A 24,096-nucleotide genomic window follows, 5' to 3' on the forward strand; every position below is an offset into this window, starting at 1 on the left:
CTCAGGCGACCTGGGTGTGATTCTCGGCGGTATATTCCGGATCGACTTCGCAGATGACGCGGTTGCGGCCGTTGCGCTTGGCGGCGTAGAGGCAGGCGTCGGCGCGCTCGATCAGCGAGTCCGTGTCGTCACCCGGCTTCAGCATGGAAACGCCGACCGAGATGGTGACGCGACCGAGAATTTCGCCTGTGGATTTCTTTTTCAATTCCTTCGACATCACAGCGCGGCGGATGTGATCGGCGACCGTCAACGCCTGGCGCAGCGCGGTATTGGGCAGCACGACCGCGAATTCCTCGCCGCCATAACGGGCGGTGATGTCCTGGCCCTTGATGGTCTGCTTCAGCGACATGCCGACCAGCCGCAACACCTGATCGCCGGTGAGATGGCCGTAGGAGTCGTTGAACGATTTGAAGTGGTCGATGTCGAACATCAGAAGCGACAGCGGCTCGCCGCTGGCTTGCGCGCTCTCCACGGCGCTCTCGATCGAGCGATCGAAATATTTGCGGTTGCCGAGCCCGGTGAGCGGATCGGTCAGGCTCTCGGCCCGGATGGCTTCGAGGCTATGCTGCAGATTGCTGATCTCGTTTTTCGACAACGACAGCCGCTCTTCCAGCGCCTTGTTGGTAACACGCATCTCGTGGGTGGATTTCACCAGGGTTTCGACGATCGTTTTGACCTGATCGGGTTTCTGGCTGGCCGAAAGATTCCGGCTCGCGCCGCTCAGGGTAGCGTCGTAATTCGCCGACATTGCGAGCGCTTCGCCGATCAGCGTCATCACCTCGTCGATTTCGCCGATCACCCGCGCGCCCACCTTGTCGATGCGGTCGCTGGTCTTGATCTGCGACAGATAGGTCTCGTAGATCTGCTCGAGATCGGATTCCGTCAGCTTGCCGTTGCGGGCCAGCGTCTCGTTGATGATCTTGTTGAGGGGCGAATTGTAGCCGGTCGCGTAGACGTACCAGATTTCATAATTGCGCGGGATGGCGGTCTGCCGGAGGGACTTGATCTGGCCCAACGCGACTTCGGCGAAGGCCAACGTGCGTTCGTGGTCGTCGAGCACCTTGATCACAGATCTCGTCCCCGAAATTGCGGACAGCGCGGCCCGCTTTAGGCAGCAATAATTTTATCATTATCGCCGCCAAGTTAAGGGAGGAGAATGAACGACCGGTAAACGAGTTCCCGCTGCCGTTTAACGAAGGCTTCAAACCCTGGCGCGAACGGGACGCAGCAGGAAGGCCGGCAGATGCGAGTGGTCGGCGGGTTCGGAAGCGGCATCGCGCGGCGCCTGCGGCGCTTCGGCGCGGCCGATCGAGGGCGCGCGTGAGGGCGCTGGCGCGGCTGGTGGCGTGAACGCGGCGGCCGGCGCCTGCGGCTTCGGGCCGGAATGGCGGCCGCCGCCGGAGCGGCCGGGCTCGCGTTCCCGCCGCGGCTTGCGGCCGCCGCGCGAACCTTCGCGTGATCCTTCCCTTGCGCCGTCGTGCGCGCCTTCGCGGCCACGGTGATGACGTGGCCGTTCGGTTTCGCCGCCGGACGATGCGGCTGCACCGTCGGCCACCGGGCTCTCGGCGTGACCCTCGACGCGGGGAATGGCTTGTCCGATCAGCCTTTCGATCGCCGCCATCGATTTGTAGTCGAGCGGGGAGACGATGGAGATCGCGGTGCCGGCGCGCCCGGCGCGGCCGGTACGGCCGATACGGTGCACATAGTCGTCGGCGTGATGGGGGACGTCGAAATTGAAGACGTGGCTCACGGCCGGAATGTCGAGGCCGCGGGCGGCGACGTCGGAGGCGACCAGGAGCGGGATTTCACCTTTGCGGAATTGATCGAGTGCTGCGGTGCGCGCCGACTGATCCATGTCGCCGTGCAGGGCGCCGACGCTGAAGCCGTGCTTCTGCAGCGACTTGTGCAACAGTGCCACTTCGCGCTTGCGGTTGCAGAAGATGATTGCGTTGTTGAGATCCTTGGCTTCGCGCAACAGGCGGCGCAGGATATCGCGCTTTTCGTGCGGCTCCCGGCTGACCGGAACCTGAAACTGTGACACGCCCACGGCGGTCGTCGCCGGCCTGGAAACTTCGATTTTGACGGGATTGTGCAGGAAGGTTTCGGTGATGCGGGCGATTTCGGGCGGCATCGTCGCGGTGAAGAACAGCGTCTGCCGCGTGAACGGGATCATCTTGCAGATGCGTTCGATGTCGGGAATGAAGCCCATGTCCAGCATGCGGTCGGCTTCGTCGATCACCAGGAGTTCGACGCCGGTGAGCAAGAGCCCGCCGCGTTCGGTGTGGTCGAGCAGCCGGCCCGGGGTTGCGATCAGCACGTCGACGCCGCGGGTCAGCTTGGTGTCCTGGTCGCCGAACGAGACGCCGCCGATCAGGAGCGCGACGTTGAGTTTCTGGCCGGCGCCGTATTTGTCGAACTGTTCCTTGACCTGGGCCGCGAGTTCGCGGGTCGGCTCCAGGATCAGGGTGCGGGGCATTCGGGCCCGGGCGCGGCCCTTTTCCAGCAGAGTGAGCATCGGAAGGACGAAGGCAGCGGTCTTGCCGGTGCCGGTCTGGGCGATGCCGAGGACGTCCCGGCGGGCCAGAACATGGGGGATCGCCTGTTCCTGAATGGGGGTGGGGGTGGTGTAGCCGGTGGCCGCAACTGCGGCGAGCACCTTGTCGGAAAGACCGAGATGGGAAAAAGACATTGAGCCTCTAGTCGACACCGCCGTTCGGAATCGAGGGTAATAGGCTGTCGCGTTCAACCCCGAAACGGCGCGCTTTAAGAAGCTGGGGGTTCTGACTTACGCAGACGAGCGGCTAACCCAGGGGAATCGCGTTTCGATCCGGGGCCGCGTTAAGGCGAAACATAGGGTCGAAATAGCCAAAGTCAATCTGCGAACGACCAAATAGCCGAAAAAGCTTAATGTTTTCGCTCAAATAACCGGCGCACTCGTCATTTCGCGGTCAAATGACAAGTGATCGCCACAGCTCTCACCACGCATGACAGATGACATCCCAAGCCGGTCGCACCCGGCTGATCGCCACCGTCGGCCATCACCCGCATCTGGAGCATCGCGATCATCTGCGCTACCGGCAGCTCTCGGCGATGTTGCTGATCGTCTCGTCGCTGCTGGCGATTGCGCTTATTTTTGCCACGTGCGGGTGGCGCTACGGGCGCTGAATTTCGCGGCGCCGATGATTAACGTGTGGTGCAAGCGGGCGGGGCGTCGGATTGAACCGGCGGCACGCCTTTGCCGACCAAGCCAATGGTTCGCACGAACCCGAGCTGATCGTGCAAGGCGGGGAATACCGATGAAGAACTGGCTGTCGTTACGGGCCGTCCTGGCGTTGGGCTTCGCCGCGTCGTTACTGGCGTTCGCCGCGCCCGCGCATGCCGAAAAGCGCGTCGCGCTGGTGATCGGCAATAACGACTACAAGAACGTTCCAAAACTGCAGAAGGCGGTCAACGACGCCCGCACCATGGGCGACACCTTGAAGCAGCTCGGCTTCTCCGTGATGGTGGCGGAGAACCAAACCCGGCAGGCGTTCAGCGAAACGCTGCTGGCGTTCGACAAGGCGGTCGAGCCGGGCGATACCGCCTTCTTCTTCTATGCCGGCCACGGCTTTGAGATCGCGGGTCAGAATTTCCTGCTGCCGACCGACGTGCCGGCGGCGACCGAGGGCCAGGAAGAGCTGGTGCGCGACGCCTCCATCCTCGCCGACCGCGTCATCGAACGGCTGCAGAACAAGAAGGTGCGCACCGCCATCCTGGTGTTCGATGCCTGCCGCAACAATCCGTTCGAGCGGTCAGGCACGCGCGCGGTGGCCGGCGGCGGCGGCCTCGCGCCGATGACGCAATTGCCGGAAGGCGTGTTCTCGGTGTTTTCGGCGGGGCCGCGGCAGACCGCGCTCGATCGGCTCTCCAACAACGACGACAATCCCAATTCCGTGTTCACGCGAACATTTTCGAAAGAGCTGCTGCAGCCCGGCGAGAACCTGGTCCAGGTCGCGCAGCACACCCGCCGGATCGTCAGCGAGATGGCGGAGACCGTGAGCCACAAGCAGATCCCGGTTTATTTCGACCAGATGGTCGACGACGTGTTCCTCAATGGCGCGGCCAAGAACGCGCCCGAGATTGCGAAGGACACGGCAAAACCGGCCGCGCCGCCGCAGCAGGTCGCGGCATTGCCGCCGGTGTCGGTGCCGCGCATCGCGCCGCCCGCGAACGACAGCGTCAATGCGCCGATCGCGATGTTCTCCCGTCACAATGGCGGCTGGACGGTGGTGTTCTCGATCCTCGATCCGACGCTCGGAATTTCATGGCGGATGGGCGATGCCGGTGAATTCCGCGAGACCGGTTTTCTCGACACGCTTGATCCGCGCACCCGCAAGCGGATGCCTAATCCGTCGATCGAGCTTGCCGCCGACGCACCGGCGGCGACTATCCAGGTCCGCTATGTCGACACGTCAGGCGAGTTGCAGGGACCGTTTCCAATAAAGTTCGATCCTGAAGCTGCACTGATCCACGATCAGCGCAAGATTCTCGACATGACCGCGACCAGCTGGTTGTCATTTCGCGAATTCAACGGTTTGCTCGTCTACTACACGCATCTGATGTCGTATCGCTGCGCGATCCGCGAAGTGCGCGTCGGCATCGACAGCGCGGTGCCGGACAAGGTCCTGAAAATGCCGCCCTGCGACCCCAGGGATCCCAGCGTCATTCCGCACGACGCACAGCCTTATCTCAAGCTCGCGCCGTCAACGCAATTTGTGTCGGTCGAACTGACCTATCGCGACGGCAGCGTGTCCGAGATCAGGAGTTTTCGGCGCTAGATTTCCGCTTCGATAAAACGGAACTGTCGATGCTCGATTTGACGTGATTTCTCGATACGACTGGGGCCGCCGTCGCGGCGAAAACGCCGTAGCGCGTCGAGCGCCTCAACTGATCCCAAATTAACCATAAGCCGCAAATTGGCGGGCGGCGCTTGCGCGTGTTGGCGCCGCGCCCGCGTTCGTCGACGAATTGGCAAGGACTCCGCGCTACGCAGCTATCGGGGAAGATATTTCTTGGGGGATGAAAGATGATCCGGTCAAAATTCGTTGCCGCGCTGGCACTCGTCACGCTCGGCGCAGGCGCTGCTTCCGCCGCGGACCTCGCGCCATTTCCTTACGCCAAGGCGCCGCCGCTGGCTTATGCGGTCTACGACTGGTCCGGCTTCTATGTCGGCGGTCATATCGGTGGTTCCTGGAGCAACCAGGTTTGGACGAATACCGCGAACACCACGTTGTTCGGGGATCTCGTTCCGCGCGAAGGTTTCGGCCAGCACGGCGCCGGCGTCTTTGGCGGCGCCCAGATCGGTTACAACTGGCAAGCCAGCAACTACGTGGCCGGCCTTGAAGGCACGATCTCGGGGTTGGACAATAGCGGTACCCTGTCCAACACCGTTTTCGGCGCGCGCGACGATGTGTTCAGCTGGCACAACAACTGGATGGCGACCATCACGGGTCGCGCCGGCATCACCGCGAATAACAACCTGTTTTACGTCAAGGGCGGCTATGCCGGCGTGAACAGCCACCTCGCAGTCTCCGATGTGGTTCCGCCAGCAATCGGCTCGGGCTCGGATAATCATTGGCACAACGGCTGGACCGTTGGCGCGGGCTGGGAATACGGAATCACCCAGAACTGGATTTTCGGTCTCGAATATGACTATGCGGCCTTCGGGACCCGGGCCTATCAGCTCGGCACCAATTTTGGCGTGTACAGCTTCGACGTCAAGCCGCGCGATATTCAGTCCGCCGTCGCCCGGGTGAGCTACAAGTTCAACGGACCTCTGGTCGCGAAATACTGACCGCAGCGAAGCTTCGGCAGATAGAAACTTCGACAAACAAAAGCCCCGGCATCGTCCGGGGCTTTTTGTTGAGTGCGTCGCTCGTGAGAGCCGCTCCGCGCGCTTGAAGACTTTTGACCGGAAGGCCGGCGACGCGGGGTGCTCGCTGCTGTGGCGCTAACCCATGATGGAATAGCCGCCATCGACGGGAATCGCGGTGCCGGTGACGAAGTCGGACGCGGCTGAAGCGAGAAACACCGCGATCCCGGCGAAATCGGCCGAGGCACCCCATCGGGACGCCGGCGTACGCGCCAGAACCCGGTCATGGAGGCCGTCGATCTGCTCGCGGGCGCGCCTGGTCAAGTCGGTGTCGATCCAGCCGGGAAGCACCGCATTGACCTGGATATTGTCGGCGGCCCAGGCGCAGGCACAGGAGCGCGTGAACTGCACGATGCCGCCCTTGCTCGCGGCATAGGCGGGCGCGAAGCTGGCGCCGAAGATCGACATCATCGAGCCGATGTTGATGATCTTGCCGCCGCCGGTTTCCTTCATGGCGCCGTAGGCCGCCTGTGAGCACAGAAACGCGCTGGTGAGGTTGGTGCTGATCACGCTGTCCCATTCCGCGATATCGAGCGCGTCGGGTGGTTTGCGGATATTGATGCCGGCGTTATTGACGAGAATGTCGATGCGGCCGAGCTCGCGCACCGTCCGCCCGGTCATGGCGGCGACGGCGGCCTTGTCGGTGACATCCGTGGCAATCGAGATCGCCCTGACACCGCGGGCCCTGAGTTCGGCGACCGCAGCGCTCGACTTCGTTTCATTGCGTCCGACGACGGCGATATCCGCACCGGCGTCGGCCAGTCCCTGCGCCATGCCGAGACCAATGCCGCCATTGCCGCCGGTGACGATCGCCACCTTGCCCCTGAGATCGAATGGTCCCGAACTCATTGCTGGATTCTCCTCATCACGCCGGTCGTCGTCCGCCCCTGGAAACGTGCTTTAGCGCTTGCTCTGCCAGATCAGGACCAAGCCCAGCGCGGCCAGCGCCGCGCCGTAGCCGGCCCACTGGATCTGTTTGATCATGAAGCTCGATGGCGGCCAATTGATCACGCCCAGGCCCTGGCCGATCCAGAGCAGGCCGACGGCGAGCGCGAGCAGGCCGAGGATCAGAAGCAATTGGCGCATGGAAATCCTCGTCCGCGCTAGTTGCGCGGCCATCGCGCAACGGCCACCAGAGTGACGCGCGGGCTGCCTCGGAGCAAGGGTACGGTTGGCTGATCCGATCCGTCCTGCAACCACGATCAGCAAGGCACAAAAAAGCCCCGGACCATGCCGGGGCTTTTGAGGCTCTGATTTAGCTCAGATCAGTACTTGGCGACGACCGGGCCGCTCCAGTTGAAGCGGTAAACCAGCGAGGTCGAGATGGTCTGGGTCCAAGTATTGAACCTGATATCGCGCCCGACCAGTGCATTGGTGCCGTCGGCCAGCTCATTGACGCTCTTCGCGTTATAGAAGGCCGAGCGATACTCGGTCTTCATGAACCAGCCAGGCGCGGTGATGCCAAAAATGTTCAGGTTGTTCTCGACACCGCCGCCGATGAACCAGCCATTGCGGTTGAACGAATTGGTATGATCACCCACCGGGAAACCGCTGATCGTGCTCAAGAATGTCGTCCCAGACCAGTGCGAACCGGAATAGCCGCCGTTGACGTAGGAGAGGACATTCGGCGCCACGAGATAACCGACGCGCGCACCGGCCGCCCAAGCGTCCTGCATTTTCGCAGTTGCGGTCCAGCCTACCGTCGGATCCTGGATGGTGCCCTTCAGGCTGCCGAACTGACCGTCCGCGAAGATGCCGGCGACCCAGGAGCCGTTGAATTGCCAATCGTAGCCGGCGCCGACAGTACCGAACCAGCCGGAGCCACCCTGACGCTGATCGATGCTGAGGGGCAGGGCGCCTGCCGTGGTCTGGACGTGCTGATCAGCCGCCCACAGACCGCCGCCGCCGCCGCCAAAGATGTAGAAACCGGTCCAGCTCGGCGCGACCGGCATCGGCGGGGGAGCCTTGGTGTAGCGGGGCGCCATATCGGCCGCCATGGCGGATCCGGTGAAAGCCGCCAGCGCGGTCAGAGCGAGCACTAATTTCTTCATCTTTATCCCCAGTAGCTGAACGTTCGGTCCGGATCGCGTGCCGGTGAGCGTGGAATCTCAAAACCTGATAGCCGGACTATAGCCGTTTCAACCAAAAATGCTGTTGCAGGGTAGGCACACCCACCGGAAAACGGTCCGGGGTATTCCGGGGGTTAGACCGCCAGACGAGCCGCGAATGGCCTAAATCGGCGTGAAAATCGCGGAATCGCCCTCCGCGACCGTCGGCAACCCGCTCCTTGAGGCCTAGACGTCCAGCAGATCCTCGCTGGCATACGGGGCCTTGTCGGAGATGAAGGCGAATCGCGCCTCCGCCTTGGTGCCCATCAGCCGCTCGACCGAATCGGCGGTGCCCTCGCGGTCGTCGGCCAGCAGCACCACCCGCAGCATGCTGCGCTTGGCCGGGTCCATGGTGGTTTCCTTCAGCTGCGCCGGCATCATTTCGCCCAGCCCCTTGAAGCGGCCGACTTCGACCTTCGCATTGGCGTTGAACTCGCTCTTCAACAGCGTGTCTTTGTGGGCCTCGTCGCGGGCGTACACCGTCTTGCTGCCATGAGTGAGGCGGTAGAGCGGCGGCACGGCGAGATAAAGATGACCTTCGTCGATCAGCCGCGGCATCTGCCGGTAGAAAAAGGTGATCAGGAGCGAAGCGATATGCGCGCCGTCGACATCGGCGTCGGTCATGATGATGATGCGGCTGTAGCGCAGATCTTCCTCGCGATATTGGGGCCCGGTACCGCAGCCGATCGCCTGGACCAGATCGGCGAGCTGGGCGTTGGCCGTCAGCTTGTCCTTGGTGGCGGAGGCGACGTTGAGGATTTTGCCGCGCAAAGGAAGAATCGCCTGAGTCTTGCGGTCGCGCGCCTGCTTGGCGCTGCCGCCGGCCGAGTCGCCCTCGACGATGAACAGCTCGCTGCCTTCGCCAGCCGTATTGGTGCAATCGGCGAGCTTGCCGGGCAGGCGGGCCTTCTTCCCTGCGGTCTTGCGGGAGATCTCCTTCTCGGCGCGGCGGCGCAGCCGCTCGTCGGCGCGCTCGACGACGAAATCCAGGAGCTTGTTGGCCTGCAGCGGATTGCCGGACAGCCAGTGGTCGAACGGGTCCTTGATGGCCTGTTCGACGATGCGCTGGGCTTCGGCGGTGGCAAGGCGGTCCTTGGTCTGGCCCTGGAATTCCGGCTCGCGCACGAACACGCTGAGCATCACGGCAGCACCCACCATGACGTCTTCCGAGGTGACGCTGGCGGCGCGCTTGCCCTGGCCGACGCGCTCGGCGTGATCTTTCAGGCCGCGCAGCAGCGCGCTGCGCATGCCGGATTCGTGGGTGCCGCCATCGGGCGTCGGCACCGTGTTGCAGTAGGAGGAGAGAAAGCCGTCGGCGTCGGCTGTCCAGGCCACGGCCCATTCGCAGCCGCCGTGACCGCCGGTGCGACCCGATTTTCCGGAGAAGATATCCGGATGCACCAGGGTGTCGTTATGGATCGCGGCGGCCAGATAGTCCTTCAGGCCGCCCGGGAAATGAAAACTGTCCTCGGCGGGCACATCCTCGAGGCCCTTCAACAGCGTGGGGTCGCAGCGCCAGCGAATCTCGACGCCGCCGAACAGATAGGCTTTGGAGCGCGCCATCTTGAACAGGCGCTGCGGCTTGAAGACGGCCTTGCCGCCGAAAATCTCGCTGTCCGGCTTGAAGCGGATCCGGGTGCCGCGGCGATTGTTGATCTTGCCGAGGTCTTCCAGCTTGCCCTGGGGTTGGCCGCGCTCGAACGCCATGCGGTAGAGTTTTTGGCCGCGGGCGACCTCGACCTCGAGCCGCGAGGACAGCGCGTTGACGACGGACACGCCGACGCCGTGCAGGCCGCCCGAGGTTTCGTAAACCTTGGAGTCGAATTTGCCGCCGGAATGCAGCGTGCACATGATGACTTCGAGCGCTGATTTTTTCGGGAATTTCGGATGCGGATCGACCGGAATGCCGCGCCCGTTGTCGGTGACGGTCAAAAATCCGTCGGCGCCGAGTTCCACCTCGATGAAAGTAGCATGCCCCGCGAGCGCCTCGTCCATGGAATTGTCGATGACTTCGGCGAACAGATGATGCAACGCCTTTTCGTCGGTGCCGCCGATATACATGCCAGGCCGGCGCCGCACCGGCTCGAGGCCTTCCAGCACCTCGATATCCGCGGCGGTATAGCCGGCTTCGGCGCTGGAGCCGCGCGAAGCGACCTTGAGCGCGGCCTTGCCTTTCGGTTCCGAGGCTCCGAACAGGTCGGAGGTAGACTTGGTTTTAGGAGGTGATTTCAATGGCTTGTTCATACTTTTTCATGTGTTGCGCGCAAGTTGGGCGCGGCGAATCGGTTCCCCTGACTATGCCACGGATGAGCTTAAAAAGTGACGGCAGGACGAGGCCCCCAAGCCGGCTCCGAGGAGGCGCGGTATAGAATCGGGCGCGCGGCGTCCGCAATACCACGGCGCCGGCAACACGGAGCGGGCACCCGCTGCGCCTGCGCCCAGCGCGCATCATCGATGATCCTTACGGCATCCGCCTTTTGCTAGGTTCCTATTGGGGTTGCAACAGTTTTGGCTGGTCGGAACTCACGCTGGGTCCCCGTCTTTGTGACTTGATGTCGCCGACCGGGCTCGCTTACCTGATCTTAGGGATGGAACCCTAGGAACGTTCAAACACGACAACCGCCGGGGAGGGCGTTTTCGGAATGGAAGATTTTGGGCGCGCCCTGGCCGACTTCGTGCGCGAACATCAGGCCTGGGCCGCCCCGATCGTTCTGTTGCTGGCGTTCGGCGAGTCCCTCGCCTTCATTTCGCTGCTGATTCCGGCCTGGGGGGCGTTGGTGGCGATCGGCGCGCTGATCGGTGCCAGCGGCATCAGCTTCTGGCCGGTGTGGATCGCCGGCGGGATCGGCGCGGCGCTCGGCGATTGGGTCTCCTACTGGTTCGGCTTCAAATACAAGGAACACGTCGCGCAGATGTGGCCGCTGTCGCGCTACCCCGAGATCCTGCCGCGGGGCGAGGCGTTTGTCAGGAACTGGGGCGTGCCCAGCATCTTCATCGGGCGCTTCTTCGGACCGCTGCGGGCCTCGGTGCCGCTCGCCGCGGGTATCTTCGAGATGCCCTATTGGAGCTTCCAGATCGCCAATTTCGTATCGGCGCTGGTCTGGTCGGCGGCTCTCCTGTTGTTCGGCGACGTGATCGCGCAGATCGCCGAATGGCTGTGGCGCACGGTTTAGGGCGCTAATGGAATAGACCGGGGGTCGGGGATGTTGATCTCCTCGAACCGCCTCGCGGTGTGGTCGCATCGCTGTCGCGCCGGGGTGCGAACGCTGCTAAAATTCACCGCTGGACACGTCCAGGAAGCGGGGAATCCCGTCCGGAAGTCATGATCTCAAGGGGAGGACAATCGCAATGGAACTGACACGACGTCACGCACTCAGTGGAGCTGCGGCGATCGCGGCCACGCCGCTGTTGCCGTCGATGACCGCGAGGGCCGCAGCACCGGTCGCGGACAAGCAGGCGCCGAGCTTCTACCGCTACAAGGTCGGCGACATCCAGGTCACCGTGGTTTCCGACGGCCGAAACACCTTCGCGCTGGAGGATTCCTTCATCGTCAACGCGAAGAAGGAGGAGGTCAACGCCGCGCTCGAGAAGGCATTTCTGCCGCGCGATATCTTCACGATCTACTTCGCGCCGCTGGTGATCAACACCGGCGGCAAGCTGGTCGTGATCGATACCGGCAACGGCCCGGTCGCGAAGGTCAACAGCAAGGGCGCCAACGGACTGTTCGCCGACAACATGGCCGCGGCCGGCTTCGATCCCAAGGCGGTCGACATGGTGGTGATCTCGCACTTCCACACTGACCACGTGAACGGTCTCTTGACGGCCGAAGGCAGTCCGGCATTTCCGAACGCCGAACTGCTGGTGCCCGCGACCGAGTGGAAATTCTGGATGGACGATGGCGAGATGAGCCGCGCGCCCGCCGGGCGCATGCAGGGCCTGTTCAAGAACAACCGCAATATCTTCGACGCGGCGCTCAAGCGGAAGGTGACGCCTTACGAGTGGGGCAAGGAAGTCGCGCCCGGCCTGCTCGCGGTCGAAAGCGTCGGTCATACGCCCGGCCATACCTCCTACGTCTTATCGTCGGGTTCCGGCAAGGTGTTCATCCAGTCGGATGTGACCAACAATCCCAATCCGTTCGCGACCAATCCGGGCTGGCATGCGTTCTTCGACCAGGACGCGGAGGTGGCGGAAAAGACCCGCCGCCGGGTGTACGACATGGTGGTGGCCGAGAAGCTGATGGTGCAGGGCTTCCATTATCCGTTCCCGGGGCTGGGCCATGTCGTCAAGGACGGGGATGGCTACCGGGTGGTGCCGGCGCCGTGGAATCCGGCGATTTGATACTCGTCGTTCCCGGGCGATGCGAAGCATCGAACTCCGATGTGCAATTGCGCATCGGAGAATCTCGGGATTCCCGATGTGCGACAGCACAATTGAGGTTCGCTCGCATTGCTCGCGCCGGAATGACGGTGGTTTATCTTGACGCCGAGCGGACGCGGCCTTATAGCCACGCCCATGACCAACGCTTCGACCATGCTCATCGTTCGCCGCCGCCGCGCCATCGCGGTATCGGCGGTCGTCTGCGTTTAGGATCATCGCCTCTGCCGCCGGATACAGTCCGCGGCTCTTTCCCTTCAAGAAACGCGGTTTGATCAGGCGGCTCCTACGTCAAGCAGGAGTTTGAAATGTATACGCCTCCGATGTTCAAGCCCGACCGCGCCGCGAGCCTTGCGTTTGCGCAAGCGCGCGGCTTTGGCCTCGTCTGCGCGTGGGACGGCGTCCGGCCGATCGCCTCGTCGCTGCCGTTCTATCTCACCTTTGCCGACGACGGCACGCCGCGCGCCGCGTTTCATGTTGCGCGTCACAATCCGCTGGTGAAGTTCGCCGGCGGGACCACGTCCTGGTTGCTGGCCGTGAACGGGGCGGATGCCTATGTGTCACCCGACTGGTACGTCTCGCCGGATCAGGTGCCGACCTGGCTCTATCAGGTCGTGCACCTGACGGGCACGGTGCGGACCTTGTCTGACGACGAGCTTGCCGAGCAGATCGATACACTGAGCGCCAAGTTCGAAGACTGGCTCTTGCCCAAGAAGCCATGGGCATCTTCGAAGATGACAGTGGCGCGGCTGGACACTTTGAAGAAAGCCATCGTGGGTCTGGTGATGACGGTTGAAGAGGTCGAAGGCAGCTTCAAGCTTAATCAGCACAAGTCCGACGCCGATCATGCCGCGATTGCCTCGGCACTGGTGGGGCGTCCCGACGAAGCCGCGCAGACGATCGGAAACCAGATGGTCGCGCTGCGGCCGCAGTTGGACTACAAATCGTCAACGCCCGTCAGTGTAGCCGCGGATTGAAGGAACACGCCATGACCCTCTCCGACACCAAGCAGCCGAAAGGCCAATCCCTGACCGGCGGCGCGTCTGCGCGGCCCACCGTATTCGTCGACGGTGCGGCCGGAACGACCGGCCTCGGCATTCGCGAACGCCTCGGCCTGCAGAACGACGTCGTGCTCAAGAGCATTGCCGAGGAAAAGCGCAAGGATGCGCAGGCAAAGCGGGCGCTGATGGAGGAAGTGGACCTCGTCATCCTTTGCCTGCCGGACGAAGCCGCGCGCGAGACGGTCGCGCTGATTGACGGCATGGGAGCCGCGGCGCCCAAGGTGCTGGACGCATCGACGGCCTTTCGCGTCGCGCCCGACTGGGCCTACGGTTTTCCGGAACTTGCGCCGGATCAGGCCGACAAGATACGCGCGGCGCGGAAAGTCTCGAATCCAGGCTGCTATCCGACCGGCGCGATCGCGCTGCTGCGGCCGCTCGTGGATGCCGGGCTGGTGCCGGCGGACTATCCCATCACCATCAACGCGGTGAGCGGCTATTCGGGCGGCGGCAAGTCCATGATCGAGAGTTTCGAAGACGGCACGGCGCCGGCCTTCGAACTCTATGGCCTCGGCTTCGAGCACAAGCATTTGCCGGAGACACAGCTTTACTCAAAACTCACGCGGCGGCCGATCTTCGTTCCGTCGGTCGGCGACTACCGGCAGGGCATGCTGGTGTCGGTGCCTTTGCATCTCGACACGCTTGCGGGCAAGCCGGATGCTGCCGACCTGCACGCGGCGCTGGCGAAGCGCTACGCCGGGAGCAAATACGTCTCGGTCATGCCGCTCGACAACGCGGCGACGCGTATCGAACCCGAGGCGCTCAACGAGACCAACATGCTCGAGCTCCACGTCTTTGCGAGCCCCAAATACCCTCAGGCGGTTCTGGTTGCGCGTCTCGACAATCTGGGCAAGGGCGCCTCGGGTGCGGCGGTGCAGAACATGCGGCTGATGCTGGGCTTTGCCGACACATAAAGCTCAAAGCCCGCGAGTTCGCGTGACCCCGCTTCTCCCGGCCCGATCTGAGCGGCCCTCACGACATCAAAACAAAACCCCGGCAGAGCCGGGGTTTTTCGATCCTGCCTCGCGGCGTCAGCGAGTTCTCAAACGATCTTGAAAATCGCCAGCGCCAGCACGGCCTGCGCCAGGAAGCCGACGGTGAAGGCCAGCGTGCGGAATACCGGCAGGCCCAGGGTGTAGACGATGAGGTGCGCGACGCGGGTCCAGAAATAAACCGCGCAGGCGAGCGCCGTCCATTTCGTCGAATAATCAATTTCCGCCAGGATCAGCACCAGCGGCGCGAAGATGACGAGATTCTCGACCGCGTTATCATGCGCGAACATCAGCCGCGTGGCCCATTCCGCAAGCGGCTTGTCGCCACGCACCGGATTGGCCATCGCGCCGGATAGGCCGCGAACCTGACAGCGGTTGAGCACGTAGGGGACCCACAGCAACCCGGTCAGAATGACGGTCAGCGTCAGCCAGAACAATTCGCGCGTCATTTTTCTTTCCCCTCAATTCGAGTTTTTGAGTCTCGTCCCGGCGGGACGGCCGGTTATAGCCCAGAGTCTGGATTGGGCTGCGTTGAATCCGACTCCGGCGGCATCTTTATATTCAAGCTGGGTCCGTGGGCAAACGCTTCGCATGCGTCCGCAGGGAAAACCGGTTCCAACTGTGCCGGATCATGCTAAAGCGCGCGGTCGCTACGCGCGGACCCGGACATAGCTGCCGGGTGCGTCCTCGATCGCGGGCAGCGCCTCGGTGCCGGCCGCGCGCGCCGGCACCTGTTCGGCGTCGATGCTTTCGAGCCACCCGCGCCAGTCGGGCCACCACGATCCCTTGTGTTCCTGCGCGCCCTTGAGCCAGTCCGGAAGCGTCACGTCCCTGATATTGTCGTTGGTCCAGAACTGGTACTTGTCCGACGCCGGCGGGTTGACCACGCCGGCGATATGCCCGGAGGCGGACAATACATATTTCACCGGGCCGCCGAAAAACTGCGAGCCGTACAGCACGGAATCGGCGGGCGCGATGTGATCCTCGCGCGTCGCCAGATTGTAGACGGGAACCTTGACCTTCGAGAGGTCGAGCAGCGTGTTGTCGAGCACCATGCTGCCGGCGGAGAGCCGGTTCTCCAGGTAGCAATTGCGCAGGTAGTAGGAGTGGTTCGCCGAGGGCATCCGCGTCGCATCCGAATTCCAGTGCAGGAGGTCGAATGACGATGGCGGCTGTCCCTTCAGGTAATTGCTGACGACATACGACCAGATCAGGTCGTTTGAGCGCAGCATGTTGAAGGCCATCGCCATTCTTGAGCCCTCGAGGACGCCGGATTCCTTCATGTCGCGCTCGAGCGCAGAGATCTGGTCTTCGTCGACGAACACCAGGAGATCGCCGGCATGGGTGAAATCGACCTGCGCCGCCAGGAACGTCGCCGAGGTGACGCGGACCCGGCGCTTCTCCGCAAGCCAGGCCAGCGTGGTGGCGAGCAGGGTGCCGCCGACGCAGTAGCCCATGGTATGGACTTTCATCTCGCCGGTGGCGCGCTCGATCGCGTCCATTGCCGCCAGCGGGCCTTCCTTCATGTAGTCTTCCCAGGTCTTCGTCCCCAGGTTCTTGTCCGGGTTGACCCACGAAATCACGAACACCGTGAGGCCCTGATCGACGCACCACTTGATGAGGGATTTTTCCGGCTTGAGGTCGAGGATGTAGAATTTGTTGATCCAGGGCGGCACGATCAGGAGCGGCGTGCGCAGCACGTTCTCGGTCGACGGCGTGTACTGGATCAACTGCATCAGATCGTTCTGGAAGATCACCTTGCCCGGCGTCGTCGCCATGTTGACGCCGACGATCAGGTTGGCCGGGTCGGACTGGCGAATGCGCAGGGTGCCGCCGCCGGCCTCGATATCCTCCGCCAGCATCTTCATGCCGCGCACAAGGTTGTCGCCGTTGGACGCCAGCGTCTCGCGCAGCACTTCCGGATTGGTGAGCACGAAATTCGACGGCGCCAGCGCGTTGGCGATCTGCTGGACGTAGAACTCGGCCTTCTTGCGGGTATGCGCGTCGAGGCCGTCGGCGTTGCGCACGAGATCCTGCGCCCACTGCGTCGAGAGCAGATAGGCCTGCAACAGGAAATCGAAAAACTGATTCGACTTCCATTCGGGATCGCTGAAGCGCTTGTCGCGCGGCGACGGCTCGATCACAGGCGTCGGCTGTTCTCCGGCAAGCCGCCGCATCGACGAGCCCCACAGATCGAGATAGGTCTTGGCCAGCTTCTTCTGCAGCTCCGCCGAACGGTCGGTGTCCGACATCCAATATTCCGCCACCGCCGTGAAGGTCTTGATCACCTCGGTAAGTTCGCTCGGCGGCTTGTCCATCACTTCGCCGCTCTCGCGCGGCTTGAGAAAGGCGGCGAGGGCCTGGCCGCTGGTCTCCATCGCCCGCGCGAGATTCATCGCGAAAGATTCGGGGTCGAACTTCTTTGCGGCCTGGGTTTTGATGGTGACGTCGCTCATGTAGGCAACATTATAGGTTCATTTCCGGTTCGTCACCGCGTTGATCAATCATGCAGCTTCGAAGTTAATTGCTGACGCGGGCGTGCTGCACTGCGACAAAGTTCCTTGGTTCGGTCATATTGAAGCCTCAGCGCTCCGATTTCCTCTTTGGGCTTTGATCGTTTCGCGCGACAATGGTTTGAGCTGCGGCAAAAGTTGATGAAATAAGCGTCATGTTGCCCCAAGGCTAAACGGGACGAAGTCAGGACTTTCTTAAAGCGATATGTCGGTGGATCGAAATAAGAGGGCGCTGGTCGTGGGAGCGCTGCTGCTGTCGGCGCTTGCGCTGGGCGGCTGCTCGAGTTCGATCGCGGACCTGCCGCTAGTCGGCACGCCCGCCGACGCGCCTGCGCGTCCAAAGGATCCCAGCGCCTACCTTCCGGTTCATGATTTGCCGCCGGATCGCGAACAGGCGGTGATCCCGCCGGCGGAGCGGGCCAAGATCGAGGCAGAACTGGCCGCGGCGCGCGACCGTCAGGCGTCGGTAGCGGCCAAGGACGCCGCCGCAAAGTGACCTGACAACACTGGCGCGGCCGGACGTCCGTGGTAAAAGAACCCCAATTCAACCGCAAATCAGGGCGAAGTCAGTCATTTTGCGCCTGAACTCACCCTAAACCATTGATTTAGCGTGATTTCTGGACGAATCCGAATTTCGTTTCGAATCTGCACGAATTCGGCGATTCTGCTCTGCCGGTTGCCGTAGCGAGGTCCCATGGAAGAATTCTACCGCATCCGCCGTTTGCCGCCTTACGTGTTCGAGCAGGTCAATCGCGCCAAGGCGGCCGCACGGAATGCCGGCGCCGACATCATCGACCTCGGCATGGGCAATCCGGACTTGCCGACGCCGCCCCACGTGATCGAGAAACTCAAGGAAACCCTTGGCAAGCCGCGGACCGACCGCTATTCGGCGTCGCGCGGCATTACCGGCCTGCGCAAGGCTCAGGCCGCCTATTACAGCCGGCGTTTCGGGGTCAAACTCAACCCGGAAACCCAGATCGTGGCAACGCTGGGCTCGAAGGAGGGCTTTGCCAACGTGGCGCAGGCGATCACCGCGCCGGGCGACGTGATCCTGTGTCCGAATCCGAGCTACCCGATCCACGCCTTCGGATTCCTGATGGCCGGCGGCGTGATTCGTTCGGTGCCATCGGAACCCACCCCGCAATTCTTCGAGGCGGTGGAGCGCGCCATCATCCATTCGATCCCGAAGCCGTTGGCGCTTGTGGTCTGCTATCCCTCGAATCCGACCGCCTATGTCGCGAGCCTCGATTTCTACCGGGATCTGGTGGCGTTCGCGAAGAAGCACGAGATCTTCATCCTGTCGGATCTGGCCTATGCGGAGGTCTATTTCGACGACAACAACCCGCCGCCCTCGGTGCTGCAGGTTCCCGGCGCGATCGACGTGGCCGTGGAATTCACCTCGATGTCGAAGACGTTTTCGATGGCCGGCTGGCGCATGGGCTTTGCGGTCGGCAACGAGCGCATCATCGCTGCACTGGCGCGGGTGAAATCCTACCTCGATTACGGCGCCTTCACGCCGATCCAGGTCGCAGCGACCGCGGCGCTGAACGGTCCGGACGACTGCATCCGCGAGATGCGCGATACCTACCGCAAGCGTCGCGACGCGCTGGTCGAATCGTTCGGCCGGGCGGGGTGGGAGATTCCGCCGCCGCAGGCCTCGATGTTCGCCTGGGCGCCGCTGCCCGAAGCCTTCCGCGGCGTCGGCAGCATGCAGTTCGCGACCCTGATGGTCGAGAAGTCGGGCGTCGTGGTCTCGCCCGGGGTCGCCTTCGGCGAGCATGGTGAGGGCTTTGTTCGCATCGCCATGGTGGAAAACGAGCAACGTATCCGCCAGGCCGCCCGCGGCGTGCGGCGCTTCCTTGAAAGCGGCATTGAAACGTTGCACAACGTGGTTCCTCTCGCCAACCGGCGTTAGGCATGATCCCGAAAAGCATGTCTGCGGGCTTGACCCGGAGATGGAGACGGTTTCCGGATCAGGTCATGCCTATTCATCTTTTTCTTTTTCGTCTTTCCGGCAGGTCTTTTGCGTCATGGTCGCACCCCTGAAAGTGGGTATTGCGGGGCTCGGCACGGTTGGCGCCGAAGTAGTCCGTGTCATCGAGCAGCAGGGCGGCGTTTTGTCGGCGCGTTGCGGCCGCGCCGTGCGCATCGTCGCCGTCACCGCGCGTTCGAAGGTGAAAAAGCGCAGCCTCGATCTGCGCGGTATCGACTGGGCGAAGAGCCCGCTCGCGCTGGCCGGCGATCCCGGCATCGATTGTTTCGTCGAATTGATGGGTGGCTCCGGCGAACCCGCGCTGTCGGCGATCGAGGCGGCGCTGAAATCCGGCAAATCGGTCGTTACAGCCAACAAGGCGCTGATCGCCAAACATGGAATCCGGCTGGCCAAGCTCGCCGAGAAGCATGGCGGCGCGCTGAATTACGAGGCGGCGGTGGGAGCGGCTATCCCGGTGGTCAAGACCCTGCGCGAGGGCCTGGCGGGCACCGACATCAATCGCGTCTACGGCATCCTGAACGGCACCTGCAATTACATCCTGACCCGGATGGAGCAGGAGGGATTGTCGTTCGCCGAATGCCTGAAGGACGCCCAGCGCCTCGGTTACGCCGAGGCCAACCCGTCCTTCGATGTCGACGGCCACGACACCGCGCAGAAGCTTGCCATCCTTGCCAGCCTCGCCTTCGGCACCAAGGTCGCGCAAAGCGCCATCTACGTCGAAGGCATCTCCTCGATCGCGCCGGAGGATTTGCGCGCCGCTGAAGAGCTCGGCTACCGCGTCAAACTGCTGGGGGTCGCGGTGCGCACCGCCAAGGGCATCGAACAGCGCGTGCATCCGACCATGGTGCCGAAATCGTCCTCGATCGCCCAGGTGATGGGCGTCACCAATGCCGTGACCATCGACGGCGACGGCATCCCGCCGATCACGCTGGTCGGCCCCGGGGCAGGGGGAGCTGCGACCGCATCGGCGGTGGTTGCCGATATCGCCGATGTGGCGCGCGGCATCCGCGCCAGACCGTTCGGGCGTCCAGTGGACAGGTTGCGCGATACCAAGAAAGCCCCGATGGAGCGCCATGAGGGCGGCTATTATATACGCCTGATGGCGCGCGATTTGGCAGGAACTGCCGCTACGATCGCCACCCGGCTGGCGGAACAGAAGATTTCCATTGAATCGATCGTGCAGCGCCATCCCGATGGCGTTGACGCGGCGGGCGGGAAAGGAAAAGCTTCGCCGGTGCCGGTCATCCTGATTACCTATGCGACCAGCGAGGACGCGGTCTATCGGGCGCTCCAGGCGGTGCAGCACGACAAGGTGATCTCCGGCCGGCCGCAGGTGATACGGATCGAAAAGAACTAGCGCGCGATCCTAACGGCTCACGCGCCAAACGATTGAATGCGGGCTGCAATACCCGTTGTGAAGGCTTAAGGAGTTTGACGATGTCGACCCATATTTCGGTTCCGCCGCAGCTGTTGCTGGAGCGCATTCTGACGCTGGAAATCGTGCGGGTGACCGAGCGCGCGGCGGTGTCGGCGGCGCGGCTGCGCGGCCACGGCAACGAAAAGGCCGCCGACCAGGCCGCGGTCGACGCCATGCGCCGCGAGCTCAACAAGCTGCCGATCGAAGGCACCGTCGTCATCGGCGAGGGCGAACGCGACGAAGCGCCGATGCTGTTCATCGGCGAGAAGGTCGGGCTCAATGCCGGGCCGCAGGTCGATATCGCCGTCGATCCGCTCGAGGGCACCACGTTGTGCGCCAAGAACATGCCGGGCGCGATCGCGACCATGGCGATGGCCGATGGCGGCACGCTGCTGCACGCGCCCGACGTCTACATGCAGAAGATCGCGGTCGGTCCCGGCTACAAGAAGGGCGTGGTCGAGCTCGACGCTTCGCCTGCCGACAATGTGCGCCGGCTGGCCAAGGCCAAGGGGGTCGACGCTTCCGCGATCACGGTGCTGGTGCTCGATCGTCCGCGCCATTCGGACATCATCCAGGGCGTGCGCTCGACCGGGGCTGCGGTCCGTCTCATCACCGACGGCGACGTTGCCGGCGTCATCCACTGCGCCGATCCCGATAACACCGGGGTCGACATGTATATCGGTACCGGCGGCGCGCCCGAGGGCGTGCTGGCGGCGGCGGCGCTTCGCTGCATCGGCGGCCAGATGCAGTGCCGGCTGATCCTCGACAGCGAGGAGAAACGCGCGCGCGCCGCCAAGATGGGCGTCACCGATCCCCGCATGATCTACGGCATCGAGGACATGGCGAGGGGCGATTGTCTGTTTGCGGCGACCGGCGTCACCACGGGTTCGCTGCTCTCAGGCGTCAAATTCCGCAAGGACGTGATCGAGACCGAGACCGTGGTGATGCGCTCGGTCACCGGCACGGTGCGCTACATCAAGGCCGAACATCGTCAGCTCGAAAAATTCCACCTCGACTGAGGTCGCTGAACCCTGAGGTCACGGACATGGCTGGCCAAATCGTCATCCGGCCCGTCGGTGAGGACGAGCGCGCAGCCTGGGAAGTGCTGTGGAACGGCTATCTGGCCTTCTACAAGGCGACGCTCGCGCCCGGTGCCAGCGATGTCGCCTGGCAGCGCTTTCACGATCCCGCCGAGCCGATGTTTCTGCTCGGCGGCTACGTCGACGGCAAGCTGACCGGCATCGTGCAGTATCTGTTTCACCGCTCGAGCTGGACCGTGGGCAATTACTGCTATCTGCAGGATCTGTTCGTCAGCGAGAGCGCGCGCGGTCTCGGCCTGGGGCGGGCGCTGATCGAGGCGGTCTATGAGAAGGCCAGGGCGGCCGGCGCCAGCCGGGTGCACTGGCTCACACAAACCACCAACACGCAGGCGCGCATTCTCTACGATCAGGTCGCCGACAATTCTGGTTTCATGCAGTACCGCAAGATTTTTTAAATTGTCATTCCGGGGCGCGCGAAGCGCGAGCCCGGGATCTCGAGATTCCGGGCTCGATGCTTTCGCATCGCCTCGGAATGACAACGATAAAGAGGGGAATGGGACATGTCCGATATTTCCGCAGTCAAGGCGCTGGTGTTCGACGTGTTCGGCACCGTGGTCGACTGGCGCACCAGCCTGATCGCGGATTTCTCCCAATGGGGCGAGAAGCGCGGCATCAAGGCCGACTGGACCGCTTTGGTCGACGGCTGGCGCGCGGTCTATGCGGCGTCGATGGACGACGTGCGCAAGCATCCCGAGCGCGGCTATGTCATCCTCGACGTGCTGCACCGCCGCTCGCTGGAAAAGCTGGTCGCCCAGCTTTCGATTTCCGGCTTGACCGACGCCGACCTGCATCATCTCACCATGGGCTGGCACCGCCTCCATCCCTGGGCCGACAGCGTCTCGGGCCTGACGCGGCTCAAGACAAAATACATCATCGGCCCGCTCTCGAATGGCAACGTCGCGCTGCTGACCGAGATGGCCAAACACGCAGGGCTGCCCTGGGACCTGATCCTGTCGGCGGAACTGTTCGAGCATTACAAGCCCGATCCCGAAACCTATCTCGGCGCGGCAAAGCTGCTCTGCCTAAAGCCGGAGCAGGTGATGATGGTCGCCGCCCATAATCACGACCTCAAGGCCGCCCAGAAGCTCGGATTGAAAACCGCCTTTGTCGCGCGCCCGACCGAATATGGTCCCTTGCAGAAATACGATTTCGAGGCGACCGGCGACTGGGACATCGTCGCGAAGGATTTCGGCGCCGTCGCCGAGCGGATGGGCTGCTAGAGAGCCGTTTCGACAGAATCGAAACGGGCTCTGGATTTTTAATTTGACGCGTTTTCATAATGCGAACCGGACACCACTTCGCTTGAAAACGCTCTAATATCTGAGCGTCGTAGTCACCCCGAATACGGCGGCGTCGCTGATCCGCGAGAGACCGCTTGGGTCATTCGGATTGGGAATGCCGCCGGAGGGGCGAAACACATATTGAAAATAGGGTGCCAGCAACCATCCCGGCTTAATATGGGCCTCGCAGATCAGCTCGATCAGGCTCTTATTGCTCCGCGACTATTGAGGTAGCTGTGCCGCCGGCAACACGGGCGGCCGCTCCGTCCGATCCTCAGTAGCGTTCCGGCACGTACATTTCGGCGGGAACCGGGGTGCGGTGATATTCCGGGTTGTGGACGCGCGGCGGAAGGATCACTGCATCGCGTACGATCTCGCGGTACCGGATCTGCTCGAGCAGGTGCGCGATACAGTTCAGCCGCGCTTTCTTCTTGTCGACGGCCCGCACCACGTGCCAGGGAGCCTCGGCGATGTGCGTATGTTCCAGCATGGCTTCCTTGGCCTTGGTGTAGGTCTCCCATCGGGTTCGGGCCTCGACGTCCATCGGGCTGAGCTTCCACTGTTTCAGGGGATCGTGGATCCGCATGGTGAAGCGCAAATGCTGTTCCTCATCGGTGATCGAGAACCAGTATTTGATCAGCACGATGCCGGAACGCACCAGCATGCGCTCGAATTCCGGCACCGAACGGAAGAACTCCTCGACGTCCTCGTCGGTGCAGAATCCCATCACCCGTTCGACGCCGGCACGGTTGTACCAGCTGCGGTCGAACAGCACGACTTCGCCACCCGCGGGGAGATGCGAGACATAGCGCTGGAAATACCACTGGGTGCGCTCACGCTCGCTCGGGGCGGGCAGGGCGGCAACGCGGCAGACCCGCGGGTTGAGCCGCTGCGTGATCCGCTTGATGACGCCGCCCTTGCCGGCGGAATCACGTCCCTCGAAGATCACCACCACCTTGAGCTTGTTGTGCTGCACCCAGTCCTGTAATTTCACCAGCTCGCCCTGCAGACGGAACAGTTCCTTGAAATAGAACCGCCGGTCGACGGTCTCACCGGCTGTATGGTCGGAGAACTCATTGGCCAGCGCATTGAGGCGATCGTCGTCGATCTCGAGTTCCAACTCTTCATCGAAGCTGTCAAGCATTTCCGCGTGAACTCGGTCGTGAATGGATCGCGCCGTTTCGGCGGGTTTTTCGGTCATGGAAGGTTCCAGCTCCGAGAAACGAGGAGGTTCTCCCGTAATGTGCAAATCCAGATGTCAGTGGTGTGACAAGGCCCGGCGTGTTTCGCTTGCCGTCGCAGGTCAATTCGGGAATGTTTGTCGCCGGCTGTTTCCGATATCCGCTTCTG

Annotated in this window: 23 protein-coding genes; 13 read left to right on the top strand and 10 right to left on the bottom strand. The window is 62.9% G+C overall.

Annotated elements, in window-relative coordinates; all coding sequences use genetic code 11:
* Position 1: 1 nt before the first annotated feature.
* Both B5525_RS29750 and B5525_RS29755 read right to left on the bottom strand, forming a co-directional pair.
* Positions 2-1,069, bottom strand: a complete 1,068-nt coding sequence (locus B5525_RS29750; protein ID WP_079569189.1) for a GGDEF domain-containing protein — start codon at positions 1,067-1,069, stop codon at positions 2-4.
* Between the two features lie 132 nt (positions 1,070-1,201).
* Positions 1,202-2,689, bottom strand: coding sequence for a DEAD/DEAH box helicase (locus tag B5525_RS29755; protein WP_079569190.1), 1,488 nt, complete (start codon positions 2,687-2,689; stop codon positions 1,202-1,204).
* 302 nt (positions 2,690-2,991) lie between these two features.
* Here B5525_RS29755 and B5525_RS44590 point away from each other — a divergent pair, with 302 nt between their 5' ends.
* From B5525_RS44590 to B5525_RS29765, 3 genes are all read left to right on the top strand, one after another.
* Positions 2,992-3,165, top strand: a complete 174-nt coding sequence (locus B5525_RS44590; RefSeq protein WP_154073512.1) for a hypothetical protein — start codon at positions 2,992-2,994, stop codon at positions 3,163-3,165.
* Between the two features lie 131 nt (positions 3,166-3,296).
* Complete coding sequence (locus B5525_RS29760; RefSeq protein WP_079569191.1) at positions 3,297-4,817, top strand: caspase family protein; 1,521 nt, start codon at positions 3,297-3,299, stop codon at positions 4,815-4,817.
* Between the two features lie 248 nt (positions 4,818-5,065).
* Complete coding sequence (locus tag B5525_RS29765; protein ID WP_338075231.1) at positions 5,066-5,833, top strand: outer membrane protein; 768 nt, start codon at positions 5,066-5,068, stop codon at positions 5,831-5,833.
* 156 nt (positions 5,834-5,989) lie between these two features.
* Here B5525_RS29765 and B5525_RS29770 read toward each other — a convergent pair whose 3' ends face one another.
* From B5525_RS29770 to parE, 4 genes are all read right to left on the bottom strand, one after another.
* Complete coding sequence (locus tag B5525_RS29770; RefSeq protein WP_079569192.1) at positions 5,990-6,760, bottom strand: glucose 1-dehydrogenase; 771 nt, start codon at positions 6,758-6,760, stop codon at positions 5,990-5,992.
* 51 nt (positions 6,761-6,811) lie between these two features.
* Complete coding sequence (locus B5525_RS29775) at positions 6,812-6,997, bottom strand: hypothetical protein (protein WP_079569193.1); 186 nt, start codon at positions 6,995-6,997, stop codon at positions 6,812-6,814.
* A 179-nt stretch (positions 6,998-7,176) separates the two neighbouring features.
* A complete protein-coding gene (locus tag B5525_RS29780) occupies positions 7,177-7,962 on the bottom strand; it encodes an outer membrane protein (RefSeq protein ID WP_079569194.1) in 786 nt (261 codons plus the stop codon).
* A gap of 243 nt (positions 7,963-8,205) precedes the next feature.
* The gene (parE, locus tag B5525_RS29785) at positions 8,206-10,263 is read right to left on the bottom strand and encodes a DNA topoisomerase IV subunit B (RefSeq protein ID WP_079569195.1); all 2,058 of its coding nucleotides are present in this window, start codon (positions 10,261-10,263) and stop codon (positions 8,206-8,208) included.
* Between the two features lie 398 nt (positions 10,264-10,661).
* On the opposite strand from parE, the gene B5525_RS29790 reads away from it, so the two are divergent.
* The 4 genes from B5525_RS29790 (at position 10,662) to argC (ending at position 14,365) form a co-directional block, all read left to right on the top strand.
* Positions 10,662-11,192 carry a DedA family protein gene (locus B5525_RS29790; protein ID WP_079569196.1) on the top strand — a complete coding sequence of 177 codons (531 nt, stop codon included), beginning with the start codon at positions 10,662-10,664 and terminating at the stop codon, positions 11,190-11,192.
* Positions 11,193-11,367: 175 nt separating this feature from the next.
* Complete coding sequence (locus tag B5525_RS29795; protein ID WP_079569197.1) at positions 11,368-12,357, top strand: MBL fold metallo-hydrolase; 990 nt, start codon at positions 11,368-11,370, stop codon at positions 12,355-12,357.
* 344 nt (positions 12,358-12,701) lie between these two features.
* Positions 12,702-13,370, top strand: coding sequence for an FMN-binding negative transcriptional regulator (locus tag B5525_RS29800; RefSeq protein WP_079569198.1), 669 nt, complete (start codon positions 12,702-12,704; stop codon positions 13,368-13,370).
* A gap of 11 nt (positions 13,371-13,381) precedes the next feature.
* Positions 13,382-14,365, top strand: coding sequence for an N-acetyl-gamma-glutamyl-phosphate reductase (gene argC, locus B5525_RS29805; protein WP_079573967.1), 984 nt, complete (start codon positions 13,382-13,384; stop codon positions 14,363-14,365).
* A 128-nt stretch (positions 14,366-14,493) separates the two neighbouring features.
* Here the strand turns inward: argC and B5525_RS29810 are convergent, their stop codons facing one another.
* Together B5525_RS29810 and B5525_RS29815 are read right to left on the bottom strand one after the other, a co-directional pair.
* A complete protein-coding gene (locus B5525_RS29810) occupies positions 14,494-14,892 on the bottom strand; it encodes an MAPEG family protein (protein WP_079569199.1) in 399 nt (132 codons plus the stop codon).
* A 201-nt stretch (positions 14,893-15,093) separates the two neighbouring features.
* On the bottom strand, positions 15,094-16,899 hold the full coding sequence (locus B5525_RS29815; RefSeq protein ID WP_079569200.1) for a PHA/PHB synthase family protein: 1,806 nt from the start codon (positions 16,897-16,899) through the stop codon (positions 15,094-15,096).
* Between the two features lie 262 nt (positions 16,900-17,161).
* Between B5525_RS29815 and B5525_RS29820 the strand changes: the two genes are divergently transcribed.
* The 6 genes from B5525_RS29820 (at position 17,162) to B5525_RS29845 (ending at position 22,686) form a co-directional block, all read left to right on the top strand.
* Entirely contained in the window at positions 17,162-17,452 is a 291-nt protein-coding gene (locus B5525_RS29820) for a hypothetical protein (protein WP_079569201.1), read from the top strand.
* A gap of 198 nt (positions 17,453-17,650) precedes the next feature.
* The gene (locus tag B5525_RS29825; RefSeq protein ID WP_079569202.1) at positions 17,651-18,871 is read left to right on the top strand and encodes an LL-diaminopimelate aminotransferase; all 1,221 of its coding nucleotides are present in this window, start codon (positions 17,651-17,653) and stop codon (positions 18,869-18,871) included.
* 115 nt (positions 18,872-18,986) lie between these two features.
* A complete protein-coding gene (locus B5525_RS29830) occupies positions 18,987-20,306 on the top strand; it encodes a homoserine dehydrogenase (RefSeq protein ID WP_079569203.1) in 1,320 nt (439 codons plus the stop codon).
* Between the two features lie 80 nt (positions 20,307-20,386).
* Positions 20,387-21,385: a class II fructose-bisphosphatase gene (gene glpX / locus B5525_RS29835; protein WP_079569204.1), complete on the top strand. Its 999-nt coding sequence runs from the start codon at positions 20,387-20,389 to the stop codon at positions 21,383-21,385.
* 26 nt (positions 21,386-21,411) lie between these two features.
* Entirely contained in the window at positions 21,412-21,861 is a 450-nt protein-coding gene (locus B5525_RS29840) for a GNAT family N-acetyltransferase (RefSeq protein WP_079569205.1), read from the top strand.
* A 105-nt stretch (positions 21,862-21,966) separates the two neighbouring features.
* Positions 21,967-22,686 carry a haloacid dehalogenase type II gene (locus tag B5525_RS29845; RefSeq protein WP_079569206.1) on the top strand — a complete coding sequence of 240 codons (720 nt, stop codon included), beginning with the start codon at positions 21,967-21,969 and terminating at the stop codon, positions 22,684-22,686.
* 93 nt (positions 22,687-22,779) lie between these two features.
* On the opposite strand, the gene B5525_RS29850 is transcribed toward B5525_RS29845, so the two are convergent.
* Together B5525_RS29850 and ppk2 are read right to left on the bottom strand one after the other, a co-directional pair.
* Positions 22,780-22,908, bottom strand: a complete 129-nt coding sequence (locus B5525_RS29850) for a carbohydrate porin (RefSeq protein WP_244567632.1) — start codon at positions 22,906-22,908, stop codon at positions 22,780-22,782.
* 112 nt (positions 22,909-23,020) lie between these two features.
* Complete coding sequence (gene ppk2 / locus B5525_RS29855) at positions 23,021-23,947, bottom strand: polyphosphate kinase 2 (RefSeq protein WP_079569207.1); 927 nt, start codon at positions 23,945-23,947, stop codon at positions 23,021-23,023.
* Positions 23,948-24,096: the final 149 nt, after the last annotated feature.

The organism is Bradyrhizobium erythrophlei, from assembly GCF_900129505.1.
GTDB lineage: Bacteria > Pseudomonadota > Alphaproteobacteria > Rhizobiales > Xanthobacteraceae > Bradyrhizobium > Bradyrhizobium erythrophlei_D.

Excerpts from the sequence above, each read along its gene's own strand:
- B5525_RS29755 (WP_079569190.1), bottom strand. The coding sequence starts at position 2,689 with ATGTCTTTTTCCCATCTCGGTCTTTCCGACAAGGTGCTCGCCGCAGTT.
- B5525_RS44590 (WP_154073512.1), top strand. The coding sequence starts at position 2,992 with ATGACATCCCAAGCCGGTCGCACCCGGCTGATCGCCACCGTCGGCCAT.
- B5525_RS29760 (WP_079569191.1), top strand. The coding sequence starts at position 3,297 with ATGAAGAACTGGCTGTCGTTACGGGCCGTCCTGGCGTTGGGCTTCGCC.
- B5525_RS29765 (WP_338075231.1), top strand. The coding sequence starts at position 5,066 with ATGATCCGGTCAAAATTCGTTGCCGCGCTGGCACTCGTCACGCTCGGC.
- B5525_RS29770 (WP_079569192.1), bottom strand. The coding sequence starts at position 6,760 with ATGAGTTCGGGACCATTCGATCTCAGGGGCAAGGTGGCGATCGTCACC.
- B5525_RS29775 (WP_079569193.1), bottom strand. The coding sequence starts at position 6,997 with ATGCGCCAATTGCTTCTGATCCTCGGCCTGCTCGCGCTCGCCGTCGGC.
- B5525_RS29780 (WP_079569194.1), bottom strand. The coding sequence starts at position 7,962 with ATGAAGAAATTAGTGCTCGCTCTGACCGCGCTGGCGGCTTTCACCGGA.
- parE (WP_079569195.1), bottom strand. The coding sequence starts at position 10,263 with ATGAACAAGCCATTGAAATCACCTCCTAAAACCAAGTCTACCTCCGAC.
- B5525_RS29790 (WP_079569196.1), top strand. The coding sequence starts at position 10,662 with ATGGAAGATTTTGGGCGCGCCCTGGCCGACTTCGTGCGCGAACATCAG.
- B5525_RS29795 (WP_079569197.1), top strand. The coding sequence starts at position 11,368 with ATGGAACTGACACGACGTCACGCACTCAGTGGAGCTGCGGCGATCGCG.
- B5525_RS29800 (WP_079569198.1), top strand. The coding sequence starts at position 12,702 with ATGTATACGCCTCCGATGTTCAAGCCCGACCGCGCCGCGAGCCTTGCG.
- argC (WP_079573967.1), top strand. The coding sequence starts at position 13,382 with ATGACCCTCTCCGACACCAAGCAGCCGAAAGGCCAATCCCTGACCGGC.
- B5525_RS29810 (WP_079569199.1), bottom strand. The coding sequence starts at position 14,892 with ATGACGCGCGAATTGTTCTGGCTGACGCTGACCGTCATTCTGACCGGG.
- B5525_RS29815 (WP_079569200.1), bottom strand. The coding sequence starts at position 16,899 with ATGAGCGACGTCACCATCAAAACCCAGGCCGCAAAGAAGTTCGACCCC.
- B5525_RS29820 (WP_079569201.1), top strand. The coding sequence starts at position 17,162 with ATGTCGGTGGATCGAAATAAGAGGGCGCTGGTCGTGGGAGCGCTGCTG.
- B5525_RS29825 (WP_079569202.1), top strand. The coding sequence starts at position 17,651 with ATGGAAGAATTCTACCGCATCCGCCGTTTGCCGCCTTACGTGTTCGAG.
- B5525_RS29830 (WP_079569203.1), top strand. The coding sequence starts at position 18,987 with ATGGTCGCACCCCTGAAAGTGGGTATTGCGGGGCTCGGCACGGTTGGC.
- glpX (WP_079569204.1), top strand. The coding sequence starts at position 20,387 with ATGTCGACCCATATTTCGGTTCCGCCGCAGCTGTTGCTGGAGCGCATT.
- B5525_RS29840 (WP_079569205.1), top strand. The coding sequence starts at position 21,412 with ATGGCTGGCCAAATCGTCATCCGGCCCGTCGGTGAGGACGAGCGCGCA.
- B5525_RS29845 (WP_079569206.1), top strand. The coding sequence starts at position 21,967 with ATGTCCGATATTTCCGCAGTCAAGGCGCTGGTGTTCGACGTGTTCGGC.
- ppk2 (WP_079569207.1), bottom strand. The coding sequence starts at position 23,947 with ATGACCGAAAAACCCGCCGAAACGGCGCGATCCATTCACGACCGAGTT.